The 25530-nt window shown below is 56.9% G+C and carries 36 protein-coding genes; 33 read left to right on the plus strand and 3 right to left on the minus strand.

Features of this window, described 5'->3' with window-relative positions; all coding sequences use genetic code 11:
• Positions 1-22 precede the first annotated feature (22 nt).
• The 32 genes from HV157_RS07805 (at position 23) to HV157_RS07960 (ending at position 23407) form a co-directional block, all read left to right on the plus strand.
• On the plus strand, positions 23-580 hold the full coding sequence (locus HV157_RS07805) for a recombinase family protein (protein WP_115465978.1): 558 nt from the start codon (positions 23-25) through the stop codon (positions 578-580).
• 156 nt (positions 581-736) lie between these two features.
• Positions 737-1087 carry a putative holin gene (locus tag HV157_RS07810; protein ID WP_006118559.1) on the plus strand — a complete coding sequence of 117 codons (351 nt, stop codon included), beginning with the start codon at positions 737-739 and terminating at the stop codon, positions 1085-1087.
• A 2-nt stretch (positions 1088-1089) separates the two neighbouring features.
• Positions 1090-1818 (plus strand): transglycosylase SLT domain-containing protein, encoded by a 729-nt coding sequence (locus HV157_RS07815; RefSeq protein WP_150317592.1) that lies wholly within the window; start codon positions 1090-1092, stop codon positions 1816-1818.
• Positions 1802-2452 (plus strand): hypothetical protein, encoded by a 651-nt coding sequence (locus HV157_RS07820; protein WP_182268334.1) that lies wholly within the window; start codon positions 1802-1804, stop codon positions 2450-2452. The genes HV157_RS07815 and HV157_RS07820 overlap by 17 nt, the downstream gene beginning before the upstream one ends.
• A complete protein-coding gene (locus HV157_RS07825; RefSeq protein WP_000175096.1) occupies positions 2449-2781 on the plus strand; it encodes a hypothetical protein in 333 nt (110 codons plus the stop codon). Before HV157_RS07820 ends, HV157_RS07825 begins: the two co-directional genes overlap by 4 nt.
• Positions 2774-3085 carry a hypothetical protein gene (locus HV157_RS07830; RefSeq protein ID WP_006122433.1) on the plus strand — a complete coding sequence of 104 codons (312 nt, stop codon included), beginning with the start codon at positions 2774-2776 and terminating at the stop codon, positions 3083-3085. Before HV157_RS07825 ends, HV157_RS07830 begins: the two co-directional genes overlap by 8 nt.
• Positions 3085-3630, plus strand: a complete 546-nt coding sequence (locus HV157_RS07835) for a DUF3486 family protein (RefSeq protein WP_011410682.1) — start codon at positions 3085-3087, stop codon at positions 3628-3630. Before HV157_RS07830 ends, HV157_RS07835 begins: the two co-directional genes overlap by 1 nt.
• Positions 3627-5150 carry a hypothetical protein gene (locus HV157_RS07840; RefSeq protein ID WP_175072526.1) on the plus strand — a complete coding sequence of 508 codons (1524 nt, stop codon included), beginning with the start codon at positions 3627-3629 and terminating at the stop codon, positions 5148-5150. The genes HV157_RS07835 and HV157_RS07840 overlap by 4 nt, the downstream gene beginning before the upstream one ends.
• Positions 5150-6646 (plus strand): DUF935 domain-containing protein, encoded by a 1497-nt coding sequence (locus tag HV157_RS07845; RefSeq protein WP_175072525.1) that lies wholly within the window; start codon positions 5150-5152, stop codon positions 6644-6646. Before HV157_RS07840 ends, HV157_RS07845 begins: the two co-directional genes overlap by 1 nt.
• A complete protein-coding gene (locus tag HV157_RS07850; protein WP_175072524.1) occupies positions 6627-7448 on the plus strand; it encodes a phage minor head protein in 822 nt (273 codons plus the stop codon). Before HV157_RS07845 ends, HV157_RS07850 begins: the two co-directional genes overlap by 20 nt.
• A 2-nt stretch (positions 7449-7450) precedes the next feature.
• A complete protein-coding gene (locus HV157_RS07855) occupies positions 7451-7909 on the plus strand; it encodes a phage virion morphogenesis protein (protein ID WP_175072523.1) in 459 nt (152 codons plus the stop codon).
• A 214-nt stretch (positions 7910-8123) separates the two neighbouring features.
• Positions 8124-9221: a peptidase gene (locus HV157_RS07860; RefSeq protein WP_175072522.1), complete on the plus strand. Its 1098-nt coding sequence runs from the start codon at positions 8124-8126 to the stop codon at positions 9219-9221.
• Between the two features lie 13 nt (positions 9222-9234).
• A complete protein-coding gene (locus tag HV157_RS07865; RefSeq protein WP_175072521.1) occupies positions 9235-10188 on the plus strand; it encodes a hypothetical protein in 954 nt (317 codons plus the stop codon).
• A 10-nt stretch (positions 10189-10198) separates the two neighbouring features.
• Positions 10199-10555, plus strand: a complete 357-nt coding sequence (locus tag HV157_RS07870) for a DUF2190 family protein (RefSeq protein ID WP_000537462.1) — start codon at positions 10199-10201, stop codon at positions 10553-10555.
• 1 nt (position 10556) lies between these two features.
• Positions 10557-11003, plus strand: coding sequence for a DUF1320 domain-containing protein (locus tag HV157_RS07875; RefSeq protein ID WP_032637441.1), 447 nt, complete (start codon positions 10557-10559; stop codon positions 11001-11003).
• Positions 11003-11467 (plus strand): Gp37 family protein, encoded by a 465-nt coding sequence (locus HV157_RS07880; RefSeq protein ID WP_175072520.1) that lies wholly within the window; start codon positions 11003-11005, stop codon positions 11465-11467. Before HV157_RS07875 ends, HV157_RS07880 begins: the two co-directional genes overlap by 1 nt.
• The gene (locus HV157_RS07885) at positions 11467-11718 is read left to right on the plus strand and encodes a hypothetical protein (RefSeq protein ID WP_175072519.1); all 252 of its coding nucleotides are present in this window, start codon (positions 11467-11469) and stop codon (positions 11716-11718) included. The genes HV157_RS07880 and HV157_RS07885 overlap by 1 nt, the downstream gene beginning before the upstream one ends.
• Positions 11708-13135, plus strand: coding sequence for a phage tail sheath subtilisin-like domain-containing protein (locus tag HV157_RS07890; RefSeq protein WP_175072518.1), 1428 nt, complete (start codon positions 11708-11710; stop codon positions 13133-13135). The genes HV157_RS07885 and HV157_RS07890 overlap by 11 nt, the downstream gene beginning before the upstream one ends.
• Complete coding sequence (locus HV157_RS07895) at positions 13132-13656, plus strand: phage major tail tube protein (protein ID WP_175072529.1); 525 nt, start codon at positions 13132-13134, stop codon at positions 13654-13656. The genes HV157_RS07890 and HV157_RS07895 overlap by 4 nt, the downstream gene beginning before the upstream one ends.
• 2 nt (positions 13657-13658) lie before the next feature.
• A complete protein-coding gene (locus tag HV157_RS07900; RefSeq protein WP_175072517.1) occupies positions 13659-13940 on the plus strand; it encodes a hypothetical protein in 282 nt (93 codons plus the stop codon).
• Positions 13941-14038: 98 nt separating this feature from the next.
• The gene (locus tag HV157_RS07905) at positions 14039-14353 is read left to right on the plus strand and encodes a phage tail assembly protein (protein ID WP_000084225.1); all 315 of its coding nucleotides are present in this window, start codon (positions 14039-14041) and stop codon (positions 14351-14353) included.
• Entirely contained in the window at positions 14319-14456 is a 138-nt protein-coding gene (locus tag HV157_RS07910) for a GpE family phage tail protein (RefSeq protein WP_182268333.1), read from the plus strand. The genes HV157_RS07905 and HV157_RS07910 overlap by 35 nt, the downstream gene beginning before the upstream one ends.
• A gap of 92 nt (positions 14457-14548) precedes the next feature.
• Positions 14549-17014 carry a phage tail tape measure protein gene (locus HV157_RS07915; protein WP_175072607.1) on the plus strand — a complete coding sequence of 822 codons (2466 nt, stop codon included), beginning with the start codon at positions 14549-14551 and terminating at the stop codon, positions 17012-17014.
• Positions 17014-17898, plus strand: coding sequence for a phage tail protein (locus HV157_RS07920; RefSeq protein ID WP_175072606.1), 885 nt, complete (start codon positions 17014-17016; stop codon positions 17896-17898). The genes HV157_RS07915 and HV157_RS07920 overlap by 1 nt, the downstream gene beginning before the upstream one ends.
• Positions 17898-18110, plus strand: coding sequence for a tail protein X (locus tag HV157_RS07925; protein ID WP_172943175.1), 213 nt, complete (start codon positions 17898-17900; stop codon positions 18108-18110). Before HV157_RS07920 ends, HV157_RS07925 begins: the two co-directional genes overlap by 1 nt.
• Positions 18098-19267 carry a contractile injection system protein, VgrG/Pvc8 family gene (locus HV157_RS07930; protein ID WP_175072605.1) on the plus strand — a complete coding sequence of 390 codons (1170 nt, stop codon included), beginning with the start codon at positions 18098-18100 and terminating at the stop codon, positions 19265-19267. The genes HV157_RS07925 and HV157_RS07930 overlap by 13 nt, the downstream gene beginning before the upstream one ends.
• The gene (locus HV157_RS07935; protein ID WP_000929399.1) at positions 19267-19779 is read left to right on the plus strand and encodes a phage baseplate assembly protein V; all 513 of its coding nucleotides are present in this window, start codon (positions 19267-19269) and stop codon (positions 19777-19779) included. The genes HV157_RS07930 and HV157_RS07935 overlap by 1 nt, the downstream gene beginning before the upstream one ends.
• A gap of 54 nt (positions 19780-19833) precedes the next feature.
• Complete coding sequence (locus HV157_RS07940) at positions 19834-20181, plus strand: GPW/gp25 family protein (protein WP_000859115.1); 348 nt, start codon at positions 19834-19836, stop codon at positions 20179-20181.
• Positions 20172-21275, plus strand: a complete 1104-nt coding sequence (locus tag HV157_RS07945; RefSeq protein WP_097455064.1) for a baseplate J/gp47 family protein — start codon at positions 20172-20174, stop codon at positions 21273-21275. The genes HV157_RS07940 and HV157_RS07945 overlap by 10 nt, the downstream gene beginning before the upstream one ends.
• A complete protein-coding gene (locus HV157_RS07950) occupies positions 21268-21846 on the plus strand; it encodes a phage tail protein I (RefSeq protein WP_182268332.1) in 579 nt (192 codons plus the stop codon). Before HV157_RS07945 ends, HV157_RS07950 begins: the two co-directional genes overlap by 8 nt.
• A gap of 2 nt (positions 21847-21848) precedes the next feature.
• Positions 21849-22808: a phage tail protein gene (locus tag HV157_RS07955; RefSeq protein ID WP_175072476.1), complete on the plus strand. Its 960-nt coding sequence runs from the start codon at positions 21849-21851 to the stop codon at positions 22806-22808.
• Positions 22808-23407, plus strand: a complete 600-nt coding sequence (locus HV157_RS07960; protein ID WP_175072477.1) for a tail fiber assembly protein — start codon at positions 22808-22810, stop codon at positions 23405-23407. Before HV157_RS07955 ends, HV157_RS07960 begins: the two co-directional genes overlap by 1 nt.
• On the opposite strand, the gene HV157_RS07965 is transcribed toward HV157_RS07960, so the two are convergent.
• Together HV157_RS07965 and HV157_RS07970 are read right to left on the minus strand one after the other, a co-directional pair.
• Positions 23379-23987 (minus strand): tail fiber assembly protein, encoded by a 609-nt coding sequence (locus HV157_RS07965; protein ID WP_175072478.1) that lies wholly within the window; start codon positions 23985-23987, stop codon positions 23379-23381. The genes HV157_RS07960 and HV157_RS07965 overlap by 29 nt on opposite strands.
• Positions 23987-24505 carry a phage tail protein gene (locus HV157_RS07970; protein WP_102035450.1) on the minus strand — a complete coding sequence of 173 codons (519 nt, stop codon included), beginning with the start codon at positions 24503-24505 and terminating at the stop codon, positions 23987-23989. Before HV157_RS07970 ends, HV157_RS07965 begins: the two co-directional genes overlap by 1 nt.
• A 49-nt stretch (positions 24506-24554) precedes the next feature.
• Between HV157_RS07970 and HV157_RS07975 the strand changes: the two genes are divergently transcribed.
• Entirely contained in the window at positions 24555-25136 is a 582-nt protein-coding gene (locus tag HV157_RS07975) for a recombinase family protein (RefSeq protein ID WP_006118565.1), read from the plus strand.
• A 162-nt stretch (positions 25137-25298) separates the two neighbouring features.
• Here the strand turns inward: HV157_RS07975 and HV157_RS07980 are convergent, their stop codons facing one another.
• Positions 25299-25496, minus strand: a complete 198-nt coding sequence (locus HV157_RS07980; protein ID WP_014169079.1) for a YbdD/YjiX family protein — start codon at positions 25494-25496, stop codon at positions 25299-25301.
• Between the last annotated feature and the right edge of the window lie 34 nt (positions 25497-25530).

Genomic DNA, 25530 nt, shown 5'->3' on the forward strand with positions numbered 1-25530 from the left:
TGCCTTTTGCAGGGAATAAACCATGCTTATTGGGTATATCAGGGTGTCAACAAATGACCAGAACACCGCATTGCAGCGAACCGCGCTGGAATGCGCAGGATGTGAACTGATTTTTGAAGACAAGATCAGCGGAAAGACCTCGGAGCGCCCAGGGCTAAAGCGCGTGCTTAAGACCCTGAGAAAGGGGGATACGCTTGTGGTATGGAAACTAGATCGCCTTGGGCGCAGCATGCGGCATCTTGTCCTGCTGGTAGAGGAGTTGCGGGACCGAGATATAAATTTTCGCAGCCTGACAGACAGTATAGATACGTCAACGCCAATGGGACGTTTCTTCTTTCACGTTATGGGGGCACTGGCTGAGATGGAGCGTGAGTTAATTGTGGAACGCACAAGAGCCGGTCTTGCGGCTGCCAGGGCTCAAGGTAGGGTGGGAGGAAGACGCCCAAAGTTTACATCGGAACAGTGGGAGCAGATGGGAAGATTAATTGCATCTGGAGAGCCACGCCAGCGAGTTGCGCTTATTTTTGATGCTGGTATATCCACCCTTTATCGTAGGTTCCCGGCTTCATCATTTGAATGAGATAAGCAGCGTGGCGTTTTAATTTGCACCGTGCGCAAAAGCTGTTTTTCGCTCTCTTGCTGCGGTGCATAATTTAATGCGTTTCGGTGCGAAAAATTTCGCCGCGCTACACCCCGACCATTTGTGATGCTGTCTCCACTACACAAGGAGACACTCATGAAAAACCTGAAAAAATTCATTCCCCCTGTTAAAAAGCCCCGCCTCAGCGGCTGGCTGCTGACCTCTCTGCTGTTGCTCGGCACCATCGGTCTGGTATCGCCTCAGCAGCTGCCGGTGGTTGTCTACAAGCTGTCACTCATCACGCTGGCAGCAGTGCTGGGCTACTGGCTTGACCGTTCGCTTTTCCCCAAAGCCCGTCCCGGTCAGTACCTGAAGCACGATGACAGGCTGATGGCCGACGGACGTTTCCCGGTGCAGACCGGCCTCCATCTGGTGTTTTCTGCCGCATTGATCCGCCGTGCTCTGATTGTTGCAGCGGTCTGTCTGGCCGTGGCTACGGGGCTGTGACCATGAACTGGCCTCAAATCACCCTCATCATCCTGCTCGCCTTTGGTCTGGGCGTAACCGCCATCAAGCATGGCGAGCCACGCAACGATAAATACAGCTTCTGGTGGCAGCTCGCTGGCAACCTGGTTATTGCCTGGCTGCTCTGGTGTGGCGGTTTCTTCAGTCAGGCCCGCGCAGCCCAGCCGCCACAGGCCGCTCTGCAGTATCGCGACGATGTGATCCGTAATGCCCGGCTTGAATGGGGACTGTCTGCGCCGGTGGCCGATTTCGCCGCGCAGCTGCATCAGGAAAGCGGCTGGCGACCTGATGCGGTCTCGCCGGTTGGCGCTCAGGGGCTGGCGCAGTTTATGCCCGCCACCGCTGACTGGATAAGTCAGCTGATGCCGGGGCTGAACAGCCGTGAGCCGTTTAATCCTGCATGGGCCATCCGGGCGCTGGTCAGCTATGACCGCTGGCTGTGGCAGCGTGTCAGCGCCGCCAACGGCTGCGAACGTATGGCCATGACGCTGTCCGGCTATAACGGCGGTCTGGGCTGGGTACAGCGGGACAAACGGCTGGCCTCACAGAAGGGGCTGGACAGTGCCCGCTGGTTTGGTCATGTCGAGACGGTGAATGCCGGACGTAGCGCCGCCAACTGGCGTGAGAACCGCCATTACCCGCAGCGTATCCTGCGGGAGCTGGCTCCGCGCTATCTCACATGGGGAGGCAGCAGCTGTGTGGAACCTGGTTAAAAGATTGCCGTGGCGCGGCATGGTGCTGGCGCTTGTTCTGGTGGCTGCTCTTTATGGACTGAACCGCTGGGGCTATCACGACGGTTCTGAGGACGCAAAACGTGACGGTGACGCAGCGTTCAGTCGGCTGCAGTCAGCGTTTGATACCTATAAAACCGAACAAACGACGCTTGAGAACGCAGCGCTGCGGGCCTGGGCAAAGCGGTATCAGGAGCAGGTTGCCGCAGGCCATCAGGCCGAAGCCAGTTACCTTGAGCAAATTGCTCAGCTTGAGAGCCAGAACAAACAACTACAGGGGCAAATTAACGATGTCACACAGCGCTGGATTGATGAAAAAGGTAAGAGCCATCCCATTGAGTGCGTGTTTACTCGCGGTTTCGTGCGCCAGTACAACGCCGCGCTCGGATATGACAACGCATCCGTCGGCACCGGTCATTCAGACGCAACTGCCGCCGCTGGCACCGGCGCTCGCGCAGCGTCCGGGCAACCTGAAGCCGCTGACGCCTGGCTACGCGACTCAGGTGTCTCCCAGCGTGACGTCCTCGCCAACATCATCGACAACGCGAAGCAGTGCCGCATCTGGCGCGGCCAGATAAACGGGCTGCTGGACGAACGGGAAGGATTACAGAAATGACGTTGCAGGTTGAATTCTGGACGGTGGTGGGCTTTCTCATCACCTTCATGAGCTTTGTCGGCGGTATGGCCAAGTGGCTGTTCAGTAAAGCGGAGGAGCGCCAGGCGGCGCGGTTCGCCTCCCTTGAGCAGTCTCTGCAACAGTCCGCCTCCAACTGGGGCGAACTGGAAAAAGAATTTATGCGGTTTAAGGCGGATTTACCGCTGAACTACGTCCGCCGCGAGGATTACATCCGTGGCCAGACGGTCATCGAGGCCAAGCTGGACGCACTCTACAACAAACTGGAAGTGGTACAGCAGTACCGTCATACAGGAGGTCACCATGGTTGATATCGCCCGCGTGCGCCGGGAATCACTGCGCTGGAGTCTGCTGGTTGCTCTGAACAAAACCCGCCCGTATACCGCCAGCGAGACGCTGCTGCTGGACGTGTCCCGCGCCATCTACCCGGACACCACGCCGCTGGAGCTGCGCCGTGAGCTGGATTATCTGGCCGACCGCAAGATGGTTGATCTGGAGAAAAAACCCTCCGGTGACTGGTTTGCCGACCTGACCCGCCTCGGCGTTGACCTGGTGGAATACACCGTGGAATGCGGCCCCGGCATCGCCCGCCCGGAAAAGTACTGGAGTGAATAATGGCCAGACGCAGCACGATAGAAAAGCTGCCGGAAGATGTGCGTCGCTGGCTTGAGCGGGCGCTGACTGAATCCGGCTTCAGCGGGTATAACGAGCTGGAGTCCCTGCTGCGTGAGCAGGGTTACGTCATCAGCAAATCGGCTATCCATCGCTATGGCCAGAAGATTGAGCGCCGCTATGGCGCTATCCGTGCGGCCACCGAAGCGGCCCGGATGCTGACCGAAGGTGCGGCTGACGATCAGGATGCACGTTCGGAGGCGGTGATCGCCCTGATTCAGACCGAGCTGTTCGAGAGCATCGTCCAGCTGCAGGAAGCGGAAGAAGGCGAAGTCGACCCTAAAGAGCGCGTGGCGCTGCTGTCGAAGGTGGCGAAGAACGTGGCCACGCTGTCCCGCGCGTCCGTCAACCTCAAGAAGTTCCAGTCTGAAGTCCGGGCCAGAGCGCAGCAGGCGGCCAGCAACGCCGAGAAAATTGCCCGTAAGGGTGGACTGTCAACCGATGCAGTACAGGCGCTGCGTCGTGAAATTCTGGGGATTGCCACATGAGTCAGCTTGCTCCCGTTTTGCCTGATACTTCGGCGCTGGATATCCCCGCCGTTCTGATGCCCTACCAGCAGCGCTGGGTGGCTGACACCTCTCCGCTCAAGGTGATTGAGAAGAGCCGCCGTACCGGTATCACCTGGGCTGAGGCGTCCGATGATGTGCTGACCGCAGCCTCTTCAGCACCTGCGGGCGGGATGAACGTGTATTACATCGCTTATAACCAGGACATGACCGTCGAATATATCCAGGCGTGTGCGATGTGGGCGCGGGTATTCAACTATGCCGCCAGTGAAATCGAAGAGGGTTTCTGGGAAGAGGACGAAGACGACAAGCACATCAAGACCTACACCATCAAATTCCCTGACTCCGGCTTCCGCGTTGTCGCGCTCTCCAGTCGTCCGTCTAACCTGCGTGGCCGTCAGGGCATCATCGTTATCGACGAAGCGGCGTTCCATGAGCAACTGGATGAACTGCTGAAGGCGGCGCTGGCGATGCTTATCTGGGGTGGCAAGGTGCGGGTTATCTCCACCCATGACGGTGACGATAACCCGTTCAATACGCTTATCGGTGATATCCGGGCCGGGCGTCAGGGGGGCAGCGTACACCGCATTACTTTCCAGGAGGCCGTGTCGGAGGGACTGTTCCACCGCGTCTGCCTGCGTACCGGGAAAGAATGGTCGGAAGCGTCCGAGCAGGCGTGGATGGCATCGGTGTACAAATTTTACGGTGCCGGTGCATCGGAGGAGCTTGACTGCGTTCCGGCCAACGGTGGCGGAGCCTGGCTGTCCCGCGCCCTGATTGAGTCCCGTATGTCGGCTGGCACGCCGGTGTTGCGCCTGACCTGCCCGGAGGGTTACGAGCTGAAGCCCGATGATGTCCGCTGGAGCGAGACGCAGGACTGGCTGGACGAACACCTCAAACCATTGCTGGAAGCACTACCGGTTGAAGCACGTTCTTTCCTGGGGCGCGACTTTGGCCGCAGCGGTGACCTGTCGGTGGACTATCCCCTGCTACAGGAGAAGAACCTGGTGCGTCGCGTACCGTTCGTGCTGGAGCTGCGAAACGTGCCGTTCAAACAGCAGGAGCAAATCGCGTGGTATCTGATGGACGGCCTGCCAAACCTGATGGGCGCGGCGCTCGATGCCCGTGGTAATGGCTCCTATCTCGCCGAATACGCCATGCAACGCTACGGCTCCAGCCGGGTCAAGCAGGTGATGCCTACCGAAAACTGGTATCGCGAACATATGCCGCCGGTCAAGGCTGCGCTGGAAGATGGCAACCTTGTGGATTTACCGAAGGATGAAGACACGCTGGACGACCTGCGGGCTGTTCAGGTGGTCAACGGCGTTCCCCGTGTACCGGAACAGCGCTCAAAAGCGAAGTCTGACAGTGGTAAACGTCACGGGGATTCAGCCATCGCGCTGGCGCTGGCGTACTTCGCCAGCCGTGAAATTAACAAAGGGCCGGTGAAGGCAAGCTCACGCCGTCGTCGTCAGGCGGCCCGTATGCTGGAGGATTACTGATGGCCCGTGGACTCTGGGTTTCACCCAATGAGTTTGTCTCTTTTGCCGAACCCAATAAAACGCTGACGGAGCAGATCGCCTCGCGCAGCCGCTCCATCGACTTCTTCGGGCTGGGAATGTACCTGCCTAACCCTGACCCCATTCTGAAATCTCAGCGCCGGGATATCCGCATCTATCGTGAACTGCGTACCGACCCGCTGGTTGGTGGCTGCATCCGCAGGCGTAAGGCGGCGGTCAAGTCGCTGGAGCGTGGTCTTGAGCGCGGTCATGCCCCGGCGCGGGTATTCAGCTTCATCCGGGATATGCTCGACGATCTGGATTTGTCCCGCATCATCGGCGAGATGACCGACGCCGTTCTCTACGGGTATCAGCCCTGTGAGATCATGTGGGGGCGTTCTGTTAAATCCTGGGGCATCGCCGATATCGTGAGTAAGCCACCGGAGTGGTTCCTGTTCGACAATGACAACCTGCTACGCTTTCGGGCAAAAGACGCCGGACTGGAAGGCGAGCCGGTACCGCTGAACAAGTTCGTGGTACCGCGTCAGGACGCGACCTACGACAACCCATATGGCTTCCCTGACCTGTCGATGTGCTTCTGGCCCGTGACATTCAAAAAAGGCGGCATGAAATTCTGGGTGCGCTTTGCCGAGAAGTACGGCTCACCGTGGGTTATCGGCAAGCATCCGCGCGGGACGGCCCAGGGTGAGATTGACCTGCTGCTGGACTCTATGGAGGCAATGGTGGAAGACGCGGTGGCCGCTATCCCTGACGATTCCTCCATTGAAATTAAGGAGGCCGCAGGCAAGGCCGACAGCAGCGATATTTATCAGAACCTGATAACGCTTGCCCGCAGTGAAATCTCCATCGCTCTGCTGGGGCAGAACCAGACCACCGAGGCCAACAGTAACCGCGCCTCCGCGCAGGCCGGACTGGAGGTCACCGATGATATCCGTGACGCTGACGCTGATATCGTGGAAAGCGCGGTGAATCAGGCCATCAGGATGGCGGTATCAATGAACTTTGGCGATGTGGCCAGCCCCGTCTGGAAGATGTGGGAACAGGGAACGGTCGACGATACCCAGGCAACCCGCGACGAGAAACTCAGCCGCGCCGGTGTGGTCTTCACCCCGCAATATTTCAAACGTGAGTACCAGCTGCAGGACGGCGATATTGACGAGACACCACCGTCAGAGCGCCAGAAGAACACGCAGCTGTTGTCTTTCGCCGAGGTCATTGATGCCGATATACAGGCCCAGCAGGACCTCGATGATGCGCTGGATATTCTGATGAACGGTGGCACCTTAAACGGCGTACTTGCGCCGGTGCTGGAGCCGCTCTTTAACCAGGTGAAAGATGGCGTTAACCCGTCTGAGCTGCTGGGGGCGCTGGCTGAACTGTACCCGCAGATGAATGCGGATGACCTGCAGGAACGGCTGGCCCGTATCATGTTTGTTGCAACTGTCTGGGGGCGTCTGCATGAGCGTGACAACGGCTGAACTGGCGTACTGCATGACGCTGCCCCCAAAACGGGCTATCAGTTACCTGAAGTCCAAAGGGTATAGCTTCACGTGGGACTGGGAGGAGATGTGGCAGGATGCCCATGCCCGCGCCTTTACCGTCGCCAAAGTGACCCGCCTTGATATCCTGGAAGATATCAGGAGCGCCCTGCAGCAGGCACTGGATGAGGGCAAGACTGACCGCTGGTTCCGCCAGCAGTTGGAGCCGGAGCTGCAGCGCAAGGGATGGTGGGGGCCACGTGACACCACAGACCCGGTAACGGGCGAGCCGGTCAGCATCCAGCAGGGCAGCCCGTGGCGGCTCGACACCATCTTTCGTACCAATATGTCCGTACTCTACAGTGCCGGTCGCTGGGCGGAGCAGATGGAGAACGTCGACGACAGGCAGTACTGGATGTATACCGGCATCAACGACAGCCATACCCGCAAGAGCCATCTGGCGCTGCATGGTCTGGTGCTGCGCTATGATGACCCGTTCTGGCAGGCGTTCTACCCGCCGAACGGCTGGCGCTGCCGCTGTGGTGTCATTGCCCTGAGCGCAGCCGATGTGCGTGCCCGTGGCCTGAAGGTGTCAGATTCTGGCTCAGCCATGGGCTGGGAGCTGAAGCTGGTCTCAGAGAAAACAGGCGAGATGCAGAACGTCGCCACCTTCAATACCGGCACCACGAAGGTGGCCACCGACGTCGGCTGGTCTTACGCGCCGGGGGCAGCATACCGTCCCGACCTTGCCCGCTATCAGGGTACGCTTCAACCGCTGGCACAGCAGGAACTGAGAGGATAACGATGGCTTCCGATAACCTGGTCAATATCACCATTAACGATGAATCCCTGCGCCGGAGCCTCCTTGCGCTGGACCTGGCTGCCACAGACCTGGAACCCGCGATGCGCAAAATCGCCGGAACCCTGCTGGCGGAGACGCAGTTTAACTTTCTCGATGAGGGGCGTCCGGGGTGGACTCCCTCGCTGGCAGCAGAAGAGCGCGACGGGCAAACACTGCAGGATACCGGGCGTCTGATGGGGTCAGTATCAACCGACCATGATGACCGGCAGGCAGCGGTTGGCACTAATGTCGTTTATGGGCCGATTCACCAGTTCGGTGGTAAAACGGGGCGTAATGAGTCCGTTGAACTTCCGGCCCGTCCGTTCCTGCCGCTGACAGGGGACGGTGAGCTGCAGCCTGAAGTGGTTGTCCCCATCCTCGATACGATTGTCCGCCATCTTGAAGCAGCGGCCCGTCGCTGAGTTTTGTCTCTACAGGCGGGTGATTTATCATTGCCAGCCGCTGAGGGGCTGTATTACCTTTATAAAGGCTTTACAGCCCCCGCTTTGCACCACTATTTGCCCGCAGCGTGACATTCCCCGTACCGATACCCCCGATTTTTTCTAAAGCAGATTAAAAGCGCTGCTGATGCTTTTTCCACAGACTGTCCCCGACAACGTAACGCGGGACAGCAAAATGCCAGCCATTCACATTTTTAAAGCCGGTACTCATACCGATATGCACGGCACGAAACTGCCGTTCACGCAAAGCGATCTTGCCGCCTGCGTGAAAGCCTATGACCCGTCCGTCCATGAAGCGCCTCTCGTTATTGGCCACCCCAAAACGGAAGACCCGGCGTGGGGCTGGGTGAAATCCCTGTCGCTTAACGGCGGCGATCTGCTCGCTGAGCCTGACCAGCTCGACCCGCAGTTTGCCGAACTGGTGGGCAACGGACGCTTCAAAAAGGTCTCCGCCTCGTTCTATCTCCCTGACTCACCGAACAACCCGAAGCCCGGCACGCTTTACCTGCGCCATGTCGGCTTTCTGGGGGCGCAGCCACCTTCCATTAAGGGGCTGAAGCAGGTTTCGTTTGGTGAGAAAGAAGAAGGCGTTGTGGAGTTTGCCGACTGGAGTGATATCACCAATGCCTCTTTATGGGGCCGTCTGCGCGATTTTCTGATCGCCCAGTTCGGGCTGGACGAGACCGACAAGGTGCTTCCTTCATGGCAGGTTGACTCCCTGCGCGAAGAGGCTTACCGCGACACCGGGAAGTCTGAACCGGACTTCAGTGAACACAATCCCAACCCTCAACAAGAGAACAGCACCATGACTGAAGAAGAAATCAAAGCGCTTCAGGCGGAAAACACACGTCTGAAAGCAGAAGCCACCCAGCGGGCAGAACAGGAAGCGAAGAGCAAGCAGGACAAACTGCACGCGGACAACGTCTCCTTTGCCGAGAAGTTGGTCGGCGCGGGTCGCCTGACCCCGGCAGCAATACCGGTTGTTGTTGCCATTCTTGATGCGGTAGCCGGTGGCGATAAGCCTGTCGAGTTCGCCGAGGGCGATACCCGCACCCCGCTGGCCACGGCGTTTAAGACGCTGCTGGATGGCACTGTCCCAGTACTGAATTTCAGTGAACACGCGACCAAAGACCGCGTGAACACGGATATCAAAACGACGTCAGCGGAGTTCGCTGAAGCCGACCCGGAACGTCTGGCTCTGCATCAGAAAGCGCTGGAACTGTCGAAAAAAGAAGGCATCAGCTACGACGCTGCTGTCTCCCGCTGCCTGTAATTAAGGAGAGAACATGTCTGACTATTTAAAGAGTAAGCGCGTCGTTGACCCGGTGCTGACCAGCATCGCTCGCGGTTATAAAAATGCCGTGTTCATCGGTGAGCGCATTTTCCCCATTGTCCTTACCGATAAGGAAGGTGTGACCGTGCCGACCTTCGGTAAATCCGCTTTTGTGGAGTATGACACCGAGCGTGCCGTGGGGGCTGACAGTAACGTTCTGGTGCGTGAGAAAACCGGCAAACTGGATCTGGTACTCAACGAGCACGATCTGGCCGCACCGGTGGACTATCGCGAGCAGGCGGAGTCGATGTTCAACGAAGAAGCCAAAGCCATTCGCCGTGTGACGAGCGGCGTCAACCTGAAACGCGAACTGTATGCGGCCCGTCTGGCTCAGGACAAAAACGTCTATCGCGCAGCTAACGTCAAAGCGCTGGCCGCTGCCGACCGCTGGGGCGGTGGCAAGGGTGACCCGATTGGCATCATTGAAGGCGGCATTGAAGCGGTGCGTAATGCCACCGGTTTGCGTCCAAACCTGATGACCATGGGGGCAAGCGTCATGTCACTGCTGAAGTTCCACCCAGCGATTCAGGCCGCGATTGGTGCTAACGAGCGCAAGCGTATCACCATCGAAATTCTGAAAGACCTTTTCCAGCTGGAAGATGTGGTGATCGGCGAGCCAGTCTCCATGGCCTCCATGAAAGACGCGCAGAACAAGGACAAAGTCCCGACCGATATCTGGGGCGACAACCTGATGCTGCATTACATCGGCAAACCCCAGCCAGGCACCGACAGCGCCGACGAAAACGAACCGTCCTTCGGTTACACCCTGCGCCGTAAAGGGATGCCGGTGGCGGATAAATACGACGGCGTCGGCGGCAAAGTGAAGTACTGCCGTTATACCGATATCTACAAAGTCGCCGTGGTCGGTGGCGATGCCGGGTATCTCGTCACCAACATCGTGAAATAAGGAGACGGTCATGGGTACAACTCAACAGGTCATTCTGACCACCACCGTGACGGCCAGCGCGGCGCTGACGCAACAGCGCTTTGTCGGTGCCGATAATGGCCCCTGTCAGGCCGGAGCCGTCGCGCTTGGCGTGGCAGAGGTGGATGCCGCTGCCGGTGATGTAACGCCAGTCAACGTACTGGGTATTGTTGCAGTCGAGGCTGGTGCTGCGATTGCTAAAGGGCAGAATGTCCAGTCGGATGAGAATGCCTGCGCCGTTCCCCAGACAGCCGCATCAGGCGAGACCCCGGCGGGTATTTCTGCCGGGATTGCGCTGGATGAGGCTCTGGCCGAAGGCGACGTTATCCGCATCCTGCGCGGGGTGTGATATGTACTGCACCCTCGCGGATTTGCTTGAACAGGTTCCTGAGCGGACGCTAATTCAGCTCACCAATGAGGAGCTGGACTTCGACTCGCCCGCGACGGTGAAAACTGAGGTGGTGGACAGCTGTATTCGCTATGCCGATGAGCTGATTGATGCCCATCTGCGCGGACGCTATACCCTGCCGCTGGCGGAGATACCGACCGTTCTGCGCGACATTGCCATCACGCTGGTGCGTTACCGGCTCTACACCCGCCGCCCGGAAGGCGCAGTCCCGGATACCGTGAAGGATGACCACAAAGAGGCCCGGCGTCAGCTTGAGGCCATCCGCGACGGAAAACTCACGCTGGGGCTGCAGTCGACTCAGAAAGACGTGCCTGAGTCCGGTGAAATCCGGGCACGTGCACGCCGCCCCACCTTTGGCGGGCGCGACGGCTTACTGGAGAAATACTGATGAACGTTCTGCCCGTCCTCGATGTAGTAATGACCCGGTTACGGGAGAAGCTGCCGCAGCTGCAGGTGGAGTACTTCCCGGAGAAACCGGCTGAATATCGCCTGAATCATCCGGTTGGGGCGCTGCTGGTGAGCTATGCCGGGTCGCACTTCGATAAGCCGAATGATATCGGTGCGGTACTCCAGCCTCAGACTATCCAGCTCTGCGTCACGGTGGTCTTCCGCCAGCTCAACGGTAAAAGAGGCGCGATTGATGTTCTGGATGCAGTCCGTCGCATCCTCGGTGGCTACACCCCGCCGAACTGCCGCCGTCGCATCTGGCTGACCCGCGAGGTATTTATCGGTGAGGTCAAGGGGCTGTGGCAGTACGCCCTCGACTTTGCCACTGAAAGTGTCTTTATCGAAGACAGCGATTTACCGTCCGGCCCGCTGTTAACCGAAGTGAACTATGAGGAAAGCGAGTGATGAAAGAATACCGCTATTCCGGCCCGGCCAGCGGCGTCACGCTGTCGGACGGAACCGAAATCCTGCTCTGGCCGGGGAAGAATGTTTCCCTGCCGGAGGAGCATGACTATGTGAAGGTACTGGTGGCGCTGAAGCATCTGACACCGGTATCTGAAGAGACTAAACCCGCCAGCACACCGGTTGTGCAGTTACCAAAGCGCAGGAACGTCGGCGACAACGATGTGAAAACGGAGGACTCCCATGGCAGCTAACTATCTGCATGGCGTCGAAACCATTGAGGTGGAAAACGGTGCCCGCCCGGTAAAAACGGTGAAGTCTGCCGTCATTGGCCTGATTGGTACCGCCCCGATGGGGGGCGTCAATACGCTGGTGCAGTGCCTGTCTGAGAAAGATGCCGCGGCGTTTGGCAGCCAGCTCACCGGCTTTACCATTCCGCAGGCGCTGGATGCGATCTACGACCATGGGGCAGGCACCGTTCTGGTCATTAACGTGCTTGATCCGGCTGTGCATAAAACCGCTGTGGCCGATGAAGATGTAACGTTCGACAAGGCGACGGGCAAAGCGAAGCTGGCTAATCCGGTGGTCGCGCAGCTGGTACTGAAACCGGACAGCGATGGCCAGCCTTATGTGGAAGGTCAGGACTACTCACTTGATGCACAGACCGGGGTGATTACCAACCTCGGTAAGAGCATCGCGGCAGATGCAACGGTGAAGGCCAGCTATAACTATGCTGATCCCACTAAAGTCACCCCGGCTGATATCATCGGTGCCGTTAATGCGGCGGGCAACCGTACCGGCATGAAGCTGCTTAACGACAGCTTCAACCTGTTTGGCTACTTCGCAAAAATCCTGATTGCCCCGGTCTTCTGCACCCAGAACAGCGTCTCGGTTGAGCTTATCGCCATGGCTGAGAAGCTGGGCGCGGTGACCTACATCGACGCGCCGATTGGTACCACTTTTGCTCAGGCTCTGGCGGGGCGTGGCTCGGAAGGCACCATTAACTTCAACACCAGCTCCGACCGCGTCCGTCTGTGCTACCCGCACGTCAAGGTGTACGACGCGGCCACCAACAGCGAACGGCTGGAGCCGCTGAGCCAGCGTGCTGCAGGTTTGCGTGCAAAGGTCGACCTGGACAAGGGCTACTGGTGGTCGTCCTCCAACCAGGAGATTCTGGGTATCACCGGCGTGGAGCGCCAGCTGTCAGCAATGATTGACGACCCGCAGAGTGAGGTGAACCTGCTCAACGAACAGGGCATCACCACGGTCTTCAGCAGCTACGGCAGCGGCCTGCGTCTGTGGGGCAACCGTATGGCGGCATGGCCAACGGTCACCCATATGCGCAACTTTGAGAACGTTCGCCGCACCGGTGATGTGATCAACGAGTCCCTGCGTTATTTCAGCCAGCAGTACATCGACATGCCGATCACCCAGGCGCTGATTGATGCGCTGACAGAGTCGGTCAACGCCTACGGTCGCAAGCTGATTGGCGACGGTGCGCTGCTGGGCTTCAGCTGCTGGTTTGATCCGGCCCGCAACGAAGAGACGGAGCTGGCCGCCGGTCACCTGTTGCTGAGCTACAAATACACGCCGCCACCGCCGCTGGAGCGACTGACGTTTGAGACCGAGATCACCTCGGAATATCTGTTAACCCTGAAGGGGAATAGCTGATGGCAAAGATTGAGATCAACCGCATCACGAATTCCAACATCTACCTGGATGGCGCTAACCTGCTGGGCCGGGCCGAGGAGGTCAAACTGCCTGACGTCTCCATGACCATGCAGGAGCATAAGGCGCTTGGGATGGTGGGCAAGGTGGAACTCCCGGCAGGCTTCGACAAGCTGGAGGGTGAGATCAAGTGGAACAGCTTTTACCGCGATGCGATGCTGTCTGCCGCGAACCCGTATAAGTCGCTGGCGCTGCAGTGCCGTTCCAGCGTCCAGCGTTACAGTTCGCAGGGGCTGATTGACGAAATTCCGCTGGTCACATTCCTGACAATCATGTTCAAGAAGAACCCGCTGGGGACGTTCAAACAGCACGAGAACGCTGAGTTCTCCAGTAGCTTCACCTGCACATACATCAAGCAGGTACTGGATGGTGAAGAGCTGCTGGAGCTGGACTATCTGGCCAACATCTTCCGCGTCGGCGGCGTTGACCAGTTGACCGACTACCGCATCAATATCGGGGGCTGACGGTGACCGTCGAGATTGAAGATAAAGGCGGGAACTGTGGTTCGATTGGCATGGGAAATGGTACGTGGTTTACCATCCTTGATATTCCGGGGGTGGAAAACCTTTTTAATACCCAGAAAACCAATTACCCGATTGACTGCACACGCTCTAAAGCACGAAAGCTCGCTGACCTGATTGAGGCATGGGAGCCACCTGACCACTGGTTCACCGGCATCGGCAAATCTGAAGGAAAGGCGCTTCTTATCGCCTTCCTGCGTAACTGCAAAGGCTTTCGCACTCACTGATATCACAGGGGCTTCGGCCCCTTTCTTCTTAATCCCCTTTAATATCCGTCACGTCCACCTCCAGACATACTGCTCTGAACTTACACAGGAGCACGATCATGTCACAGACCCAATCCGATACTTTTAAGCTGTCTTACCCCTTCACCACCGCAGCAGGCACCAGAGTTGAGCAGGTTGAACTGAAACGCCTGACGGTCAAAGACCTGAAGCAGGTGCGCAAAATCAGTAAAGACCCGGCTGACTGGGACGAACCGCTGATTGCCCGTAGCACCGGTATTCTCCCGGAAGACCTCGATAACATGGATCTTGCTGACTACATGGAGCTGCAGAAACGATTTCAGCAAGTCACTGGGCTGGGTAAGAGCGACGAAAACGCTGATGCAGGCGCAGGGGCTGCTGGCGAGGTGGTTTAGATTTCAGCCGGGGGAGATTGATGCCCTCGATACTGACGATCTGGAGATGTGGCTGGAGCAGGCTGAAGAGCAAATCAAAAGCGAGTTCGGCGACAATAAGTAACACCTCATCACTTAACAGCCGCCACACGCGGCTGTTCTGCATGCCTCTCAGACACTTTCCTTCCGTTTTTCCGCTTTCAGAGGATAACCACCGTGGCCAGTGAATTTTCAGTCGGCGTCATTATTGGCGGCATTGTCGGGAGCAGCTTCCGCTCAGCCGTCAGTGGCACCCGACGCGCCCTTGATTCCCTGGGTGATACATCCCGACGCCTGCAGGAGCGCCAGAACGCCTTAACCCGTGCAACTGAACGTTATGGCCAGTTAGGCTCTTCCCGGATGCAGCGCCTCAACAGTGAGCTGCTGCGGGTAAGCCGCACAATGGAGCAAATTGAACGCCAGCAGCGCCGTCTGTCAGCAGTATCAGCCACCAGTGACGCGCTGAAAGCTAACCGCATGGCGCTCTATGGCCAGGGGGCAGAGACTTATGGTATCGCCCGAACGCTGGGCGCACCGGTCATGGCCTCTGTCAAACAATATTCATCGTTTGAATCCCAGCTACGCGATATCAGTGTCACCGGTGATCTGGATTCAAGGCAGGAACAGGCCATCGGTACTGCCATTCGTCGGGCATCCCTGCAGGTCAATCAGCTCCAGGAATCTCTGTTGGGCGGCGTGGGTCAACTGGTTGCCGATGGCATGAATCCGCAGCAGGCAGCGACCTTTGCCGGGATGCTCGGTAAAGCGGCCACGGCCACCAAAGCGGATATGACTGACCTCGCAAAAATGACCTACGCCTTTAGCGATGCGCTGAAAATTACCGATGCCAAAGAGCTGGAGCAGGCGTTTGGGATTGCGGCAACCGGGGCCAAGCTAGGCTCGTTTGAGCTGAAGGATATGGCGAAAGCGTTACCCGGTATGGCCAAAGCCTTCGCTGCACGTGGTATTTACGGCAAAGACGCTATAACCCAGATCGTCGCCAGTCTGGAAGTGGGTAAAGGCAGCGGCTCAGCGGAAGAGGCCGTCACCAATATGTCAAACTGGCTGGCGGCAATGGGACGCGGAGATACCACGCAGAAATACGCTAAGGCTGGCGTGGATTACCAGGGATCAATGCAAAATTATGTAGCCCAGGGGTTCTCTCAATATGAAGCCTCCCTGATGATTGCCAACCGGTTTATCGACGGTAAAGGCAAGGCATTTGTGCAGCAATGGAAGGCGGCAGGCTCAAGAGGCGATCAGGAAGGCCAGCAGAAGCTGATGGAGTCCTTCGGACTGGCGGAAGTCTTTACCGATATCCAGACCGTGAACCATCTGCTGTCTATGCGTCAGGGCTGGGATAAGTACCAATCTAACAAGCAGGAAATGAACACTCCCTCTGCAATGTCTACGCTGGACAAGGATGCAGCGAAACAAAATGATACGCTCGAAGGACGTTGGCGCAGAACGCAGATTGGGTTTAACGACTCGGCCATTAGCATCGGAGAATCATTACGTCCGGCGTTGATCCAGCTGGGGGAAACATTCATCCCCTTAATGAACAGCGTTGGAAAATGGATAGCGGCTAATCCGCAACTCGTGAGCGGCACAATTCAAGTGATTGGCGCATTACTTGCGTTCAAGATGGCAACCATCGGCCTCAAGCTCGGGCTGAATCTCCTTATTTCACCTTTCGTCAACGTCTGGAAAAATGCCGTGCTCCTGCGGGCCAACTGGCTTCGCCTGACACTCGCACTGGGTGAAGGCGGCAAACTTCGCTGGCTGGTGACCGGCTTCAGCGCCGTCGCCAGAGGAGCCAGAACTCTGGGGGGGGCGCTGTCAGGCGGGCTGGTTCGCGGCATTATGATCGCCGGGCGTGCCGTTCTCTGGATTGGGCGGGCACTGCTGATGAATCCCATTGGTCTTGCTATCACCGCCGTCGCGGCGGCGGCTTATCTTATTTACCGCAACTGGGGCGCAGTCAGTAGCTGGTTTAAACAGCGCTGGGCTGACATTAAAGAGGCTTTTAACGGCGGTATCGTGGGGATTGGTAAGCTGCTGATTAACTGGTCGCCGGTTGGTCTGCTCTATAAAGCCTTTGCGGCTGCGCTGAAATATCTCGGCGTTGATCTTCCCGCGAAGTTCACTGACTTCGGTGGCCATCTTATCGACGGGCTGATAAACGGCATCAAAAACAAATGGGAGTCGCTCAAAACCACCGTCACAGATATGGGCGACAGTGTCGGCGGCTGGTTCAAGGAAAAGCTGGGCATCCATTCGCCGAGCCGCGTGTTTATGGGCTTTGGTGACAACATCGCGCAGGGTGCTGCTATCGGCCTGCAGCGTACCACACCATTGGCCGCACTCGCGGGGCAACGTCTTGCCACCGAAATGACCCCGGACGTTCCCCGCATCCCGTCGCCGGAAATCATGGCTGCGGGATATTCAGGCCGTGGCGCAACTGCAGCCGGAGGCGGTACATCTGGCGGTATTCAGGTCAGCTTTAACCCTCAGTTTTTCCTCAATGGCAAAGAAATCGCAGCGCCTGCCGGACTGACCGGCGCACTGAATATGAGCCTGCATGAACTGGAGAAAATGCTGGAACGTCTGCTGGCTCAGAAACAACGTCGGGGATACGAATAATGTTTGCGGTACTGGGTGATATTGAGTTTGAACTGATTACCTACTGGGACGGCTTTGAGGCCACTTTCGGTGTCGATTATGCCGAACATGCCCGCATCGAGGGTAAGCCCGGCCTGCAGTTCGTCGGCGATAAGCTGGACGAAATCCAGATAAGCCTGGTCTTCCATCAGCATTATTGTGTGCCTGACGTGGAGCTGGCGCGTCTTCGAACGGCCATGAAAGCCCATCAGGCGCTGGCGCTGGTTTTCGGCAACGGTGACTATCGAGGCTGGTTCGTGATTACCGACGTGACCGCGACCAGCGAGCAGACCGACAGCACCGGCAACGTGCTGGCCGTTAATGCCACCGCGTCTCTCCGGGAGTACATTGGCGACCCGAAAAACCCGCTGCAGCCGCCTGCAATAAGCACTCAGGTACCCGGCGTCGGGGCAGTCTCCGGTGCCGTTCCTTCACCTTCTGGGGTAGCGCAGTACGTCCGTGACGGCGTGAACTACGCCAAACAGGCGCAGTCTGTTCTCCAGACTACTATCAGTGCCGTTCGGGTGGCGCAGAAAATGAAGGATAACCCCGCCGTTGCACTGACCCGTGTACCGGGGCTGATGAGCGGGCTGGGCAATGTATCCGGGGCGTTAGGCCAGAGCGTTCCGGCGTTTAATGCTCTCTCTGAATCCATGCCTGATGCCATCAGTCTGGCCAGAGCCACCAGTGATGCGGCAACGTATGTACAACAGGCACAGTCTTCGCTGAGCGGAGTGGACGGCAGCAATATCGCAGCGGCGCTGGATGCCGTTTCCGGGCAGCTTAACTCCGCCAGCACCACGTTCACCCGGATGTCGCCAGGGTTAAGCACCATGGCAGCTAAAATTCTGGCGAGGAGTGTGTGATGTTTCTTGAACATGTCACCCGTGACGGAGAGCGCTGGGATTCTCTGGCATGGCAGTACTACGGCGACCCACTGGGCTATCCCCGGATAATTGCCGCCAATCCGCACGTGGCCATTACGCCGGTGCTGCCCTCCGGGTTGTTGTTACTGATCCCGGTGATCGAGGCTGAAGAAGTCAGTACAGAAGAGGATATTGCCCCATGGCTGAGATAAACAGCACTGCACAGGCCGCATCAGCGTTAACCGGCGTCAGCGATGTTCTGAGTCCGGTGTTCACGCTGTGGTATCTGCAGAAGAACATCACCACCGATATCGCCCCCTATGTCACCCGCGTGACCTACAGCGATAACATCAAAAGCGAGTCCGATACCATTGAGGTGGAGCTGGACGACACCGATGGCCGCTGGCTGGATAAGTGGTATCCGGGCAAGGGGGACACGCTGACGCTGAAAATGGGTTATCAGGGCGAGAAGCTGCTGTCCTGCGGTACGTTCTCTATAGACGAGATCGAGGTGAGTTCGCCCGCGTCCGTTGTCGCTATCCGGGGTGTGGCCACGTCGGTCAACAACGCCCTGCGGACTAAATCCAGTCGTGGTTTCGAGAGCACCACGCTGGCGGCCATCGCAGGGCGGATTGCCAAAAAGCATCAGCTGAAGATGGTTGGCAGTATTGAGTCCATCAAAATTGACCGGGTGACCCAGTACGCTGAAACGGACGTGGGCTTCCTGCGTCGGCTGGCCAGCGAGTATGGTTATGCCGTAAAAGTGGTCAGCGACCAGCTGATTTTCTCTCATCTGGCCACACTGCGCGGTCAGGAGCCGGTAAAACAGTTGAAGCCACAGGATGTGGCCAGCTTTTCCCTGCGTGACACCATCAACCGCGTCTACAAATCCGCAAAGGTAAAACACCAGAAGAGCAGCGATAAAAAGCTGATCGTCTACGAAGCTGATGGCGGTACCAGCGAAAGCGACAAACAAACCAAAGGCGGTAAGGTCACCAGTGCCGACTCACTGAAGGTCAACAGCCGCGTCAGCGACCCGGACAGCGCCCGGATTAAAGCGGATTCGGCGCTGGCCAAGCATAATGAATACCAGCAGAACGGCTCCCTGACGCTGATGGGGACGCCTCAACTGACTGCAGGCAACAAAATTGAACTGGTGGGTTTTGGACAGTTATCCGGGCCATGGCTGATAACCACTGCCCGCCATGCGTTTGACCGCAACAGCGGCTATATCACCGAACTGGAGGTGGCGCGAGGGCCGGTCACGCAGGGCAAGGCGAAGAAAGGTAAAAAGACCGGCAAGAGTCAGACACTGACCGTCTATAAACCGGACGGCAGCACATCTACGGTAACAAAGGAGAAGAAATAATGGCAGGTGTCACCCGTCAGGTCGGTACGGTCAGCGCCGTCGATGCCGACAAGGTTCAGGCCCGCGTTCGTCTGCCTGAGTGCGATAACCTGCGCACTAACTGGCTTAACGTACTCCAGCGCAACACCCAGGATAACAAGGATTACTGGCTCCCTGACGTGGGGGAGCAGGTTGAGGTGCTGCTCGATGCCAACGGCGAGGATGGTGTCATTCTGGGCGCGGTGTACTCAGACGTCGATAAGCCACCGTTCAGCGACAAAAACGTCCGGGGCACGAAATACGCGGATGGCGCAGAGTTCAGCTATAACCGCGCGACCCATACGCTGACGGTCAAAGGTGGTATCGAGCGCGTAGTAATCGAGGTTGCGGTAGGTATCAGCCTGAAGGGGAAAACCATTGATTTGACCGCTGACACCACCACGGTGAACGGCAACCTTGAAATCAACGGCAATGCCCACTCCACAGGTAGCATGCTGTCTGACGGCCAGAACTCTAATCACCATTCCCACTGACCTTCTTAAACGCCTTTAATATCGGCGTTCCCGCACAGGGGCAATACTGCCCCCATGAAAACAACTTCCGTATTCTGGCAACCGGCCCTGCAGGCCCCTGGCGAAATCGTCCGGGGGCTGGATGATATCTGGCAGGCCATTCAAATCATCCTGCGAACTCCTCGCGGCAGCGACCCGCATCGCCCGGAGTTCGGCAGCAACCTGCATCTTTATATCGACTGGCCCATCGACCGGGCTATCCCACATGTGGTGCGCGAGTCCGTTGATGCCATCCGGCGCTGGGAGCCTCGCTGCCAGCTTATGTCGGTTAAACCCGCCGTCGACGGCGAACATCTTACGCTCCGGGTGAGCTGGAAAGGCTCTGACGGACAGCCCCGGACTCAGGAGTTGCTATGGCGCTGACAGAACCCGATTTTATTGAACGTGATGCCGACAAAATCACGGCTGAAATGATTGCACAGTACGAAGCCGCAACCGGCAAAACGCTGTACCCCGCTCAGGCTGAGCGCCTGTTGATTGACCTGTGGGCATACCGCGAAATGCTGGTCAGGGTAGCGGCGCAGGAAGCAGCCAAACAGAATCTGGTCGCCTTTGCCCGTGAGCCGATGATTGATTACCTCGGTGAACTGGTCGGTGTTTACCGCCTTGCCGCGCAGCCTGCCACCACCACGCTCCAGTTCTCCGTGGATGAGGCACTGGCCATTGACGTGCTGATTCCGGCGGGTACCCGCGTCAGTGCTTCCGACAGCATCATTTTTGCCACCGACACGGACGTGGTGTTAAAGGCCGGATTGCTGCTGGTCAATGCCACGGCCACCTGTACCGAGCCGGGGGCCGCTGGCAACGGCTGGCAGCCTGCACAGGTCAGTCAGTTGCTCGATGAAATTGATAACGTCGACCTGCAGGTGACCAATCTGGCGGCCAGTTCTGGTGGTTCAGAGCAGGAAGACAATGACAGGCTCCGCGAGCGTATCAAACTGGCCCCGGAGTCATTCACCAACGCCGGAAGCCGTATGGCATACCGCTTTCATGCAATGCAGGCTCATCCCAACATCGTCGACGTCGCTGTGCTCTCCCCGGTTCCCGGCACCGTAGAACTGTATCCGCTGCTCAGTACCGGCCTGCCGGACGACAGCATTCTCACGCTGGTAGAGAGTTTCTGCTCGGACGAAAAAGTCAGGCCGCTCACTGATACCGTGCGGGCTAAAACACCTGTACAGGTGGATTACGCCATTGAAGCCAACATGACTATCTATCGTGACCAGGATGCCAACTCGATAAAGGACAATGCCAACAGCGCCATACAGAACTGGGTAGCGTCCCGTACCGCCACGCTGGGGCGCGATATTGTCCCCAGTCAGATTATCAGCGTGCTGTCCGTTGCCGGAGTGTATCAGGTCGAACTGGTGACACCGGTGCTGAAGGTCGTGGCAGAAAACGAATGGGCAAACTGTACGGCGATCACTCTTAACATGACTGGAGTGTCTGATGGCTGAGCCGCTACAACTCCCGCCGCCGCTTGAGGGTGATATCAGTCTCAGAACGCTGGGAAGACTGGCCGGGCGGCTGGATAACATCGACCTGAGCGTACTGATGGTCTATCTCGTCGATATCGTCGACAGTTCCGCGCTGCCATGGCTGGGCGAGCAGTTCTCACTGTTCGGCGATGGCTGGGAGCTGGCGGAATATGACGATGTTCGCCGCATGCTTATCAAATCCGCTATCGAGCTGCACCGCTACAAAGGGACGCCGTGGTCAATCAGGGAAATTATCCGCCGTTTCGGCTTCGGCGAAGTGGATCTGATTGAAGGCACTGGCCAGATTGGCTACGACGGCAAACACACTTACAACGGGCTTTTCGTTCATGGCGATGCGGAAGCCTGGGCGGTATATCGCGTCATCCTTCAACAGCCCATCACTAACGATCAGGCGGCGCTGTTACGCCAGACGCTCGCTGCTTTTGCTCCGGCCCGCTGCCATCTGGCAAGCCTGGAGTATCAGTCTGTCGCCATTCGCTACAACAACACCGTCAACTATGACGGCAGCTATAACCACGGGAGCAGTTAATTATGGCAAACCTACCCGAAACCCCGCAGTGGGAAGAAGGCATCTACCAGATTGAGGTCTCTGACCCCGTTCTGGGTGGGCCTGACGGAATTTCTAACCGTCAGGGTAAACAACTGGCCAGCCGCACGCTGTACCTGAAACAACAGGTTGAGAAAGGCGGTACAGACCTTGCGAAACACATCGCGGCAGCAGACCCGCATACCCAGTACGCACCGAAAGCCAGCCCGACATTCACTGGCACGCCAACAGCGCCTACGCCTGCAAATAGCGACAACAGCAAGAAGCTGGCGACGACGGAGTTTGTGGCCAAAGCACTTGCGGCGCTTGCAGGCAGCGCCCCTGAGACGCTGGATACGCTCAAAGAGCTGGCTGATGCCCTTGGTAACGATCCAAACTTTGCAACCACGGTCCTGAACAAGCTGGCGGAGAAGCTGGCCAAAGACCAGAACGGCACAGATATTCCTGACCCGGCGCTCTTTGTCAAAAACCTTGGTTTAGGGGAAGGCTCTGCTTTGCCGGTTGGCGTCCCCATTCCGTGGCCGTCAGCAACGCCACCAACAGGGTGGCTCAAATGCAATGGGGCTGCGTTTACCGCCTCCCAGTACCCTAAGCTGGCACTGGCTTATCCGGCGCTCAGACTGCCTGATTTACGCGGGGAGTTTATCCGTGGCTGGGATGACGGGCGTGGAGTCGATGCAGGACGTAGCCTGTTGTCGGTTCAGAATGACGCCATTCAGAATATTGTTGGTACTTTTGGGCGCACTCAACTTTTTCAGGACACAATTGCCGGTGGGCCATTTAGGCAGGATGGTGGAATATTATCTGTAGGACTTTCGCCAGCACCAGCAAATACAGGTTACGGGGCACCAAACTGGACATTTGATGCTTCACGCGCTGTACGTACATCCACAGAAACTCGCTCGCGCAACGTCGCGTTCAATTACATCGTGAGAGCTGCATAATGGTTAAAGCTGAATTAAATCAGGACATGATCGCCACTGTGGCCGGGGAAATGACCGTCTACAACTACGATGGTGAGACGCGTGAATATCTGTCTTCATCCGTTGAGCATCTGGCTGTAGGCGTGGGTCTTCCTGCAAATTCCTGCACTGATGCGCCGGGAGAGAGTAAGACCGGTTTTGCCATTTGTCGTACATCAGACTTTTCATCATGGGAATATATCACCGACCACAGAGGCCAAACCGTTTATAGCACAGAGACAATGCAACATGTTGAAGTGATGGGACTGGGAGATTATCCCAAAGGTACAACGCCTGATGCCCCTGCATCACCGTATGACAAATGGGACGGAGAGAAATGGGTCATGGATTCTGACGCAAAATATCAAGGTGATATTGCTGATGCAGAACAACACCGGCAATTGCTCATCGCTCAGGTGGATGAACTAACCTCCGACTGGCGAGTGGAACTGATGCTCGGTGATATCAGCGAAGAAAACAAAAAGAAACTGTCGTCGTGGATGGCTTATAAAACTGCGGTTAAAGCCGTCGATATTTCGACGGCTCCTGATATTAACTGGCCTGTTCAACCGGAGGCGTAGGCCATTTGATACTTTGTGCAGCGTCAGGAATGACAGCCTGCAATTCCTTTATGTAGGTCAGCCAGAGTATCAGGCTGGCCTTATCTTCATCACTAATAATGCCTAACTGCAGCTCCGTCTGCCACAGGCTGATAGTTGCCTGCGCTTGGGCTAAGAAAGCTGATTTTTGCTGTATTGCTGCCCCCACGTCTGCTGTGTGCTGCTTGTCGGTATCCGTTACCCACTCGCTGCCGTTCCACTTATCGTATGGTGTGGCAGGTGCCAGCGTAGTGGTGCTCTCCAGATAATCGCCGGGCACAGTGATGGCAAGCGCTTCACCTGTTTCGGTGCTATAAACTGTTTCACCACGATGATCGGCTACATATTCCCATGATGAAAAATCAGCCGTCCGGCAAATGGCAAAACCCTCCTTTTTTTCGCCTGGTTCATCAATGCAGGAATTGGCAGGAATACCAACCCCCACGGCGAGATACTCAACGGTTGAAGACAGGTATTCACGCGTCTTGCCGTCGTAGTTATGGACAGTAACATTACCGGCTACAGTTGCGATTTGGTCGTTATTCAGCTCAGCATGCGTCATTATGCAGCCCTCACAATATAGTTAAATGCAACGTTCCGGGGTCGTGTTTCAGTGCTGCTCATTGGCTGAGTGGATGCACTCACAACACCACCATCTGTAATCACAGAGTTTGGTAAGGGATAGTTATCAAAATCAATGACAGGTGTGGCTGGAGTGATTTGCTTTAAAATAGTCGTACCCGCGAAATCCGCTAACGACGAATCATTTAGTCGTGCAGTCCAGAAACCATAGCGGTGAACATGAGGCCCCAGATCATGATTTTGGGCTGACAGCAGACTACGACCTGCATCAACCCCACGCCCATCATCCCATCCCCGGATAAACTCCCCGCGTAGATCTGGCAGTCTGAGTGCCGGATAAGCCAGTGCCAGCTTAGGGTACTGGGAGGCGGTAAACGCAGCCCCATTGCATTTGAGCCACCCTGTTGGTGGCGTTGCTGACGGCCACGGAATGGGGACGCCAACCGGCAAAGCAGAGCCTTCCCCTAAACCAAGGTTTTTGGAAAAGCGGTTACACATAGCGAAATCTGTAAAAATCCTCCCTCCGCGACATAGAGGAGGAGAATTGATGGCCGTCATTGGTTATATCCGTGTATCAACAATCGACCAGAACAGCGATTTACAGCGTAATGCACTCACAAGCGCAAACTGTGACCGCATTTTTGAAGACCGTATGAGCGGAAAAGTTGCCAGCCGCCCCGGTCTGAAACGCGCTTTAAAGTGCGTTAATAGCGGAGACACCCTGGTTGTGTGGAAACTGGACAGGCTGGGGCGCAGCGTTAAGAACCTGATCGCACTGATATCAGAGTTGCATGAGCGCGGTGCCCACTTCCGCTCTTTAACAGACAGTATTGATACCAGCACTGCCATGGGGCGTTTCTTTTTCCATGTGATGTCGGCACTGGCGGAGATGGAACGTGAGCTAATCGTCGAACGTACACTTGCCGGACTGGCAGCAGCCAGAGCACAGGGACGCATAGGCGGAAGGCCCAATGCATTAAAGCCGCATGAGCGGGAACAGATTGGGCGGCTATTAACTAAGGGGCATACCCGCCAGCAGCTGGCTATTATCTACGGGGTGGGGTTATCGACGCTCTACCGGTATTTTCCGGTAGATGGTCAGAGGAAGGATGACGCGGTAGGATTGTAATTCTTTTGCAACTACTGAAACGCCGCAGCGGTGCCATTTATCTCACGGAAATGGGCGCATTTATCGCGCGGCGCATCAACTGGATGTCGATGGCGGGTTAAACGCCTGATCGCATGTTGAATGTAAACAAAAGCAGATCAGCTTTTGTTTACCGGAAGAGGGTTAACAGCACTTCGCGCCGCCCTTGCCGCCGTAGCGGGCGTCCTGGCGGTCGCGGAAGAAAGCTTCATAGGTCATTGGCGTCTGGTCAGGGTGGTTGACGCGCATATGCTCGACGTAGTTGTCGTAATCCGGTACGCCGATCATCATTTTGGCGGCCTGGCCCAGGTATTTTCCTGCTTTGGAGAGGGTGTCGAACATAGTGGATATCTCGTCTTTTATCCCCTCTCCCCGG

The sequence above is a fragment of the Enterobacter sp. RHBSTW-00318 genome, from assembly GCF_014101375.1.
In the GTDB taxonomy this organism is placed as follows: Bacteria; Pseudomonadota; Gammaproteobacteria; order Enterobacterales; family Enterobacteriaceae; genus Enterobacter; species Enterobacter ludwigii.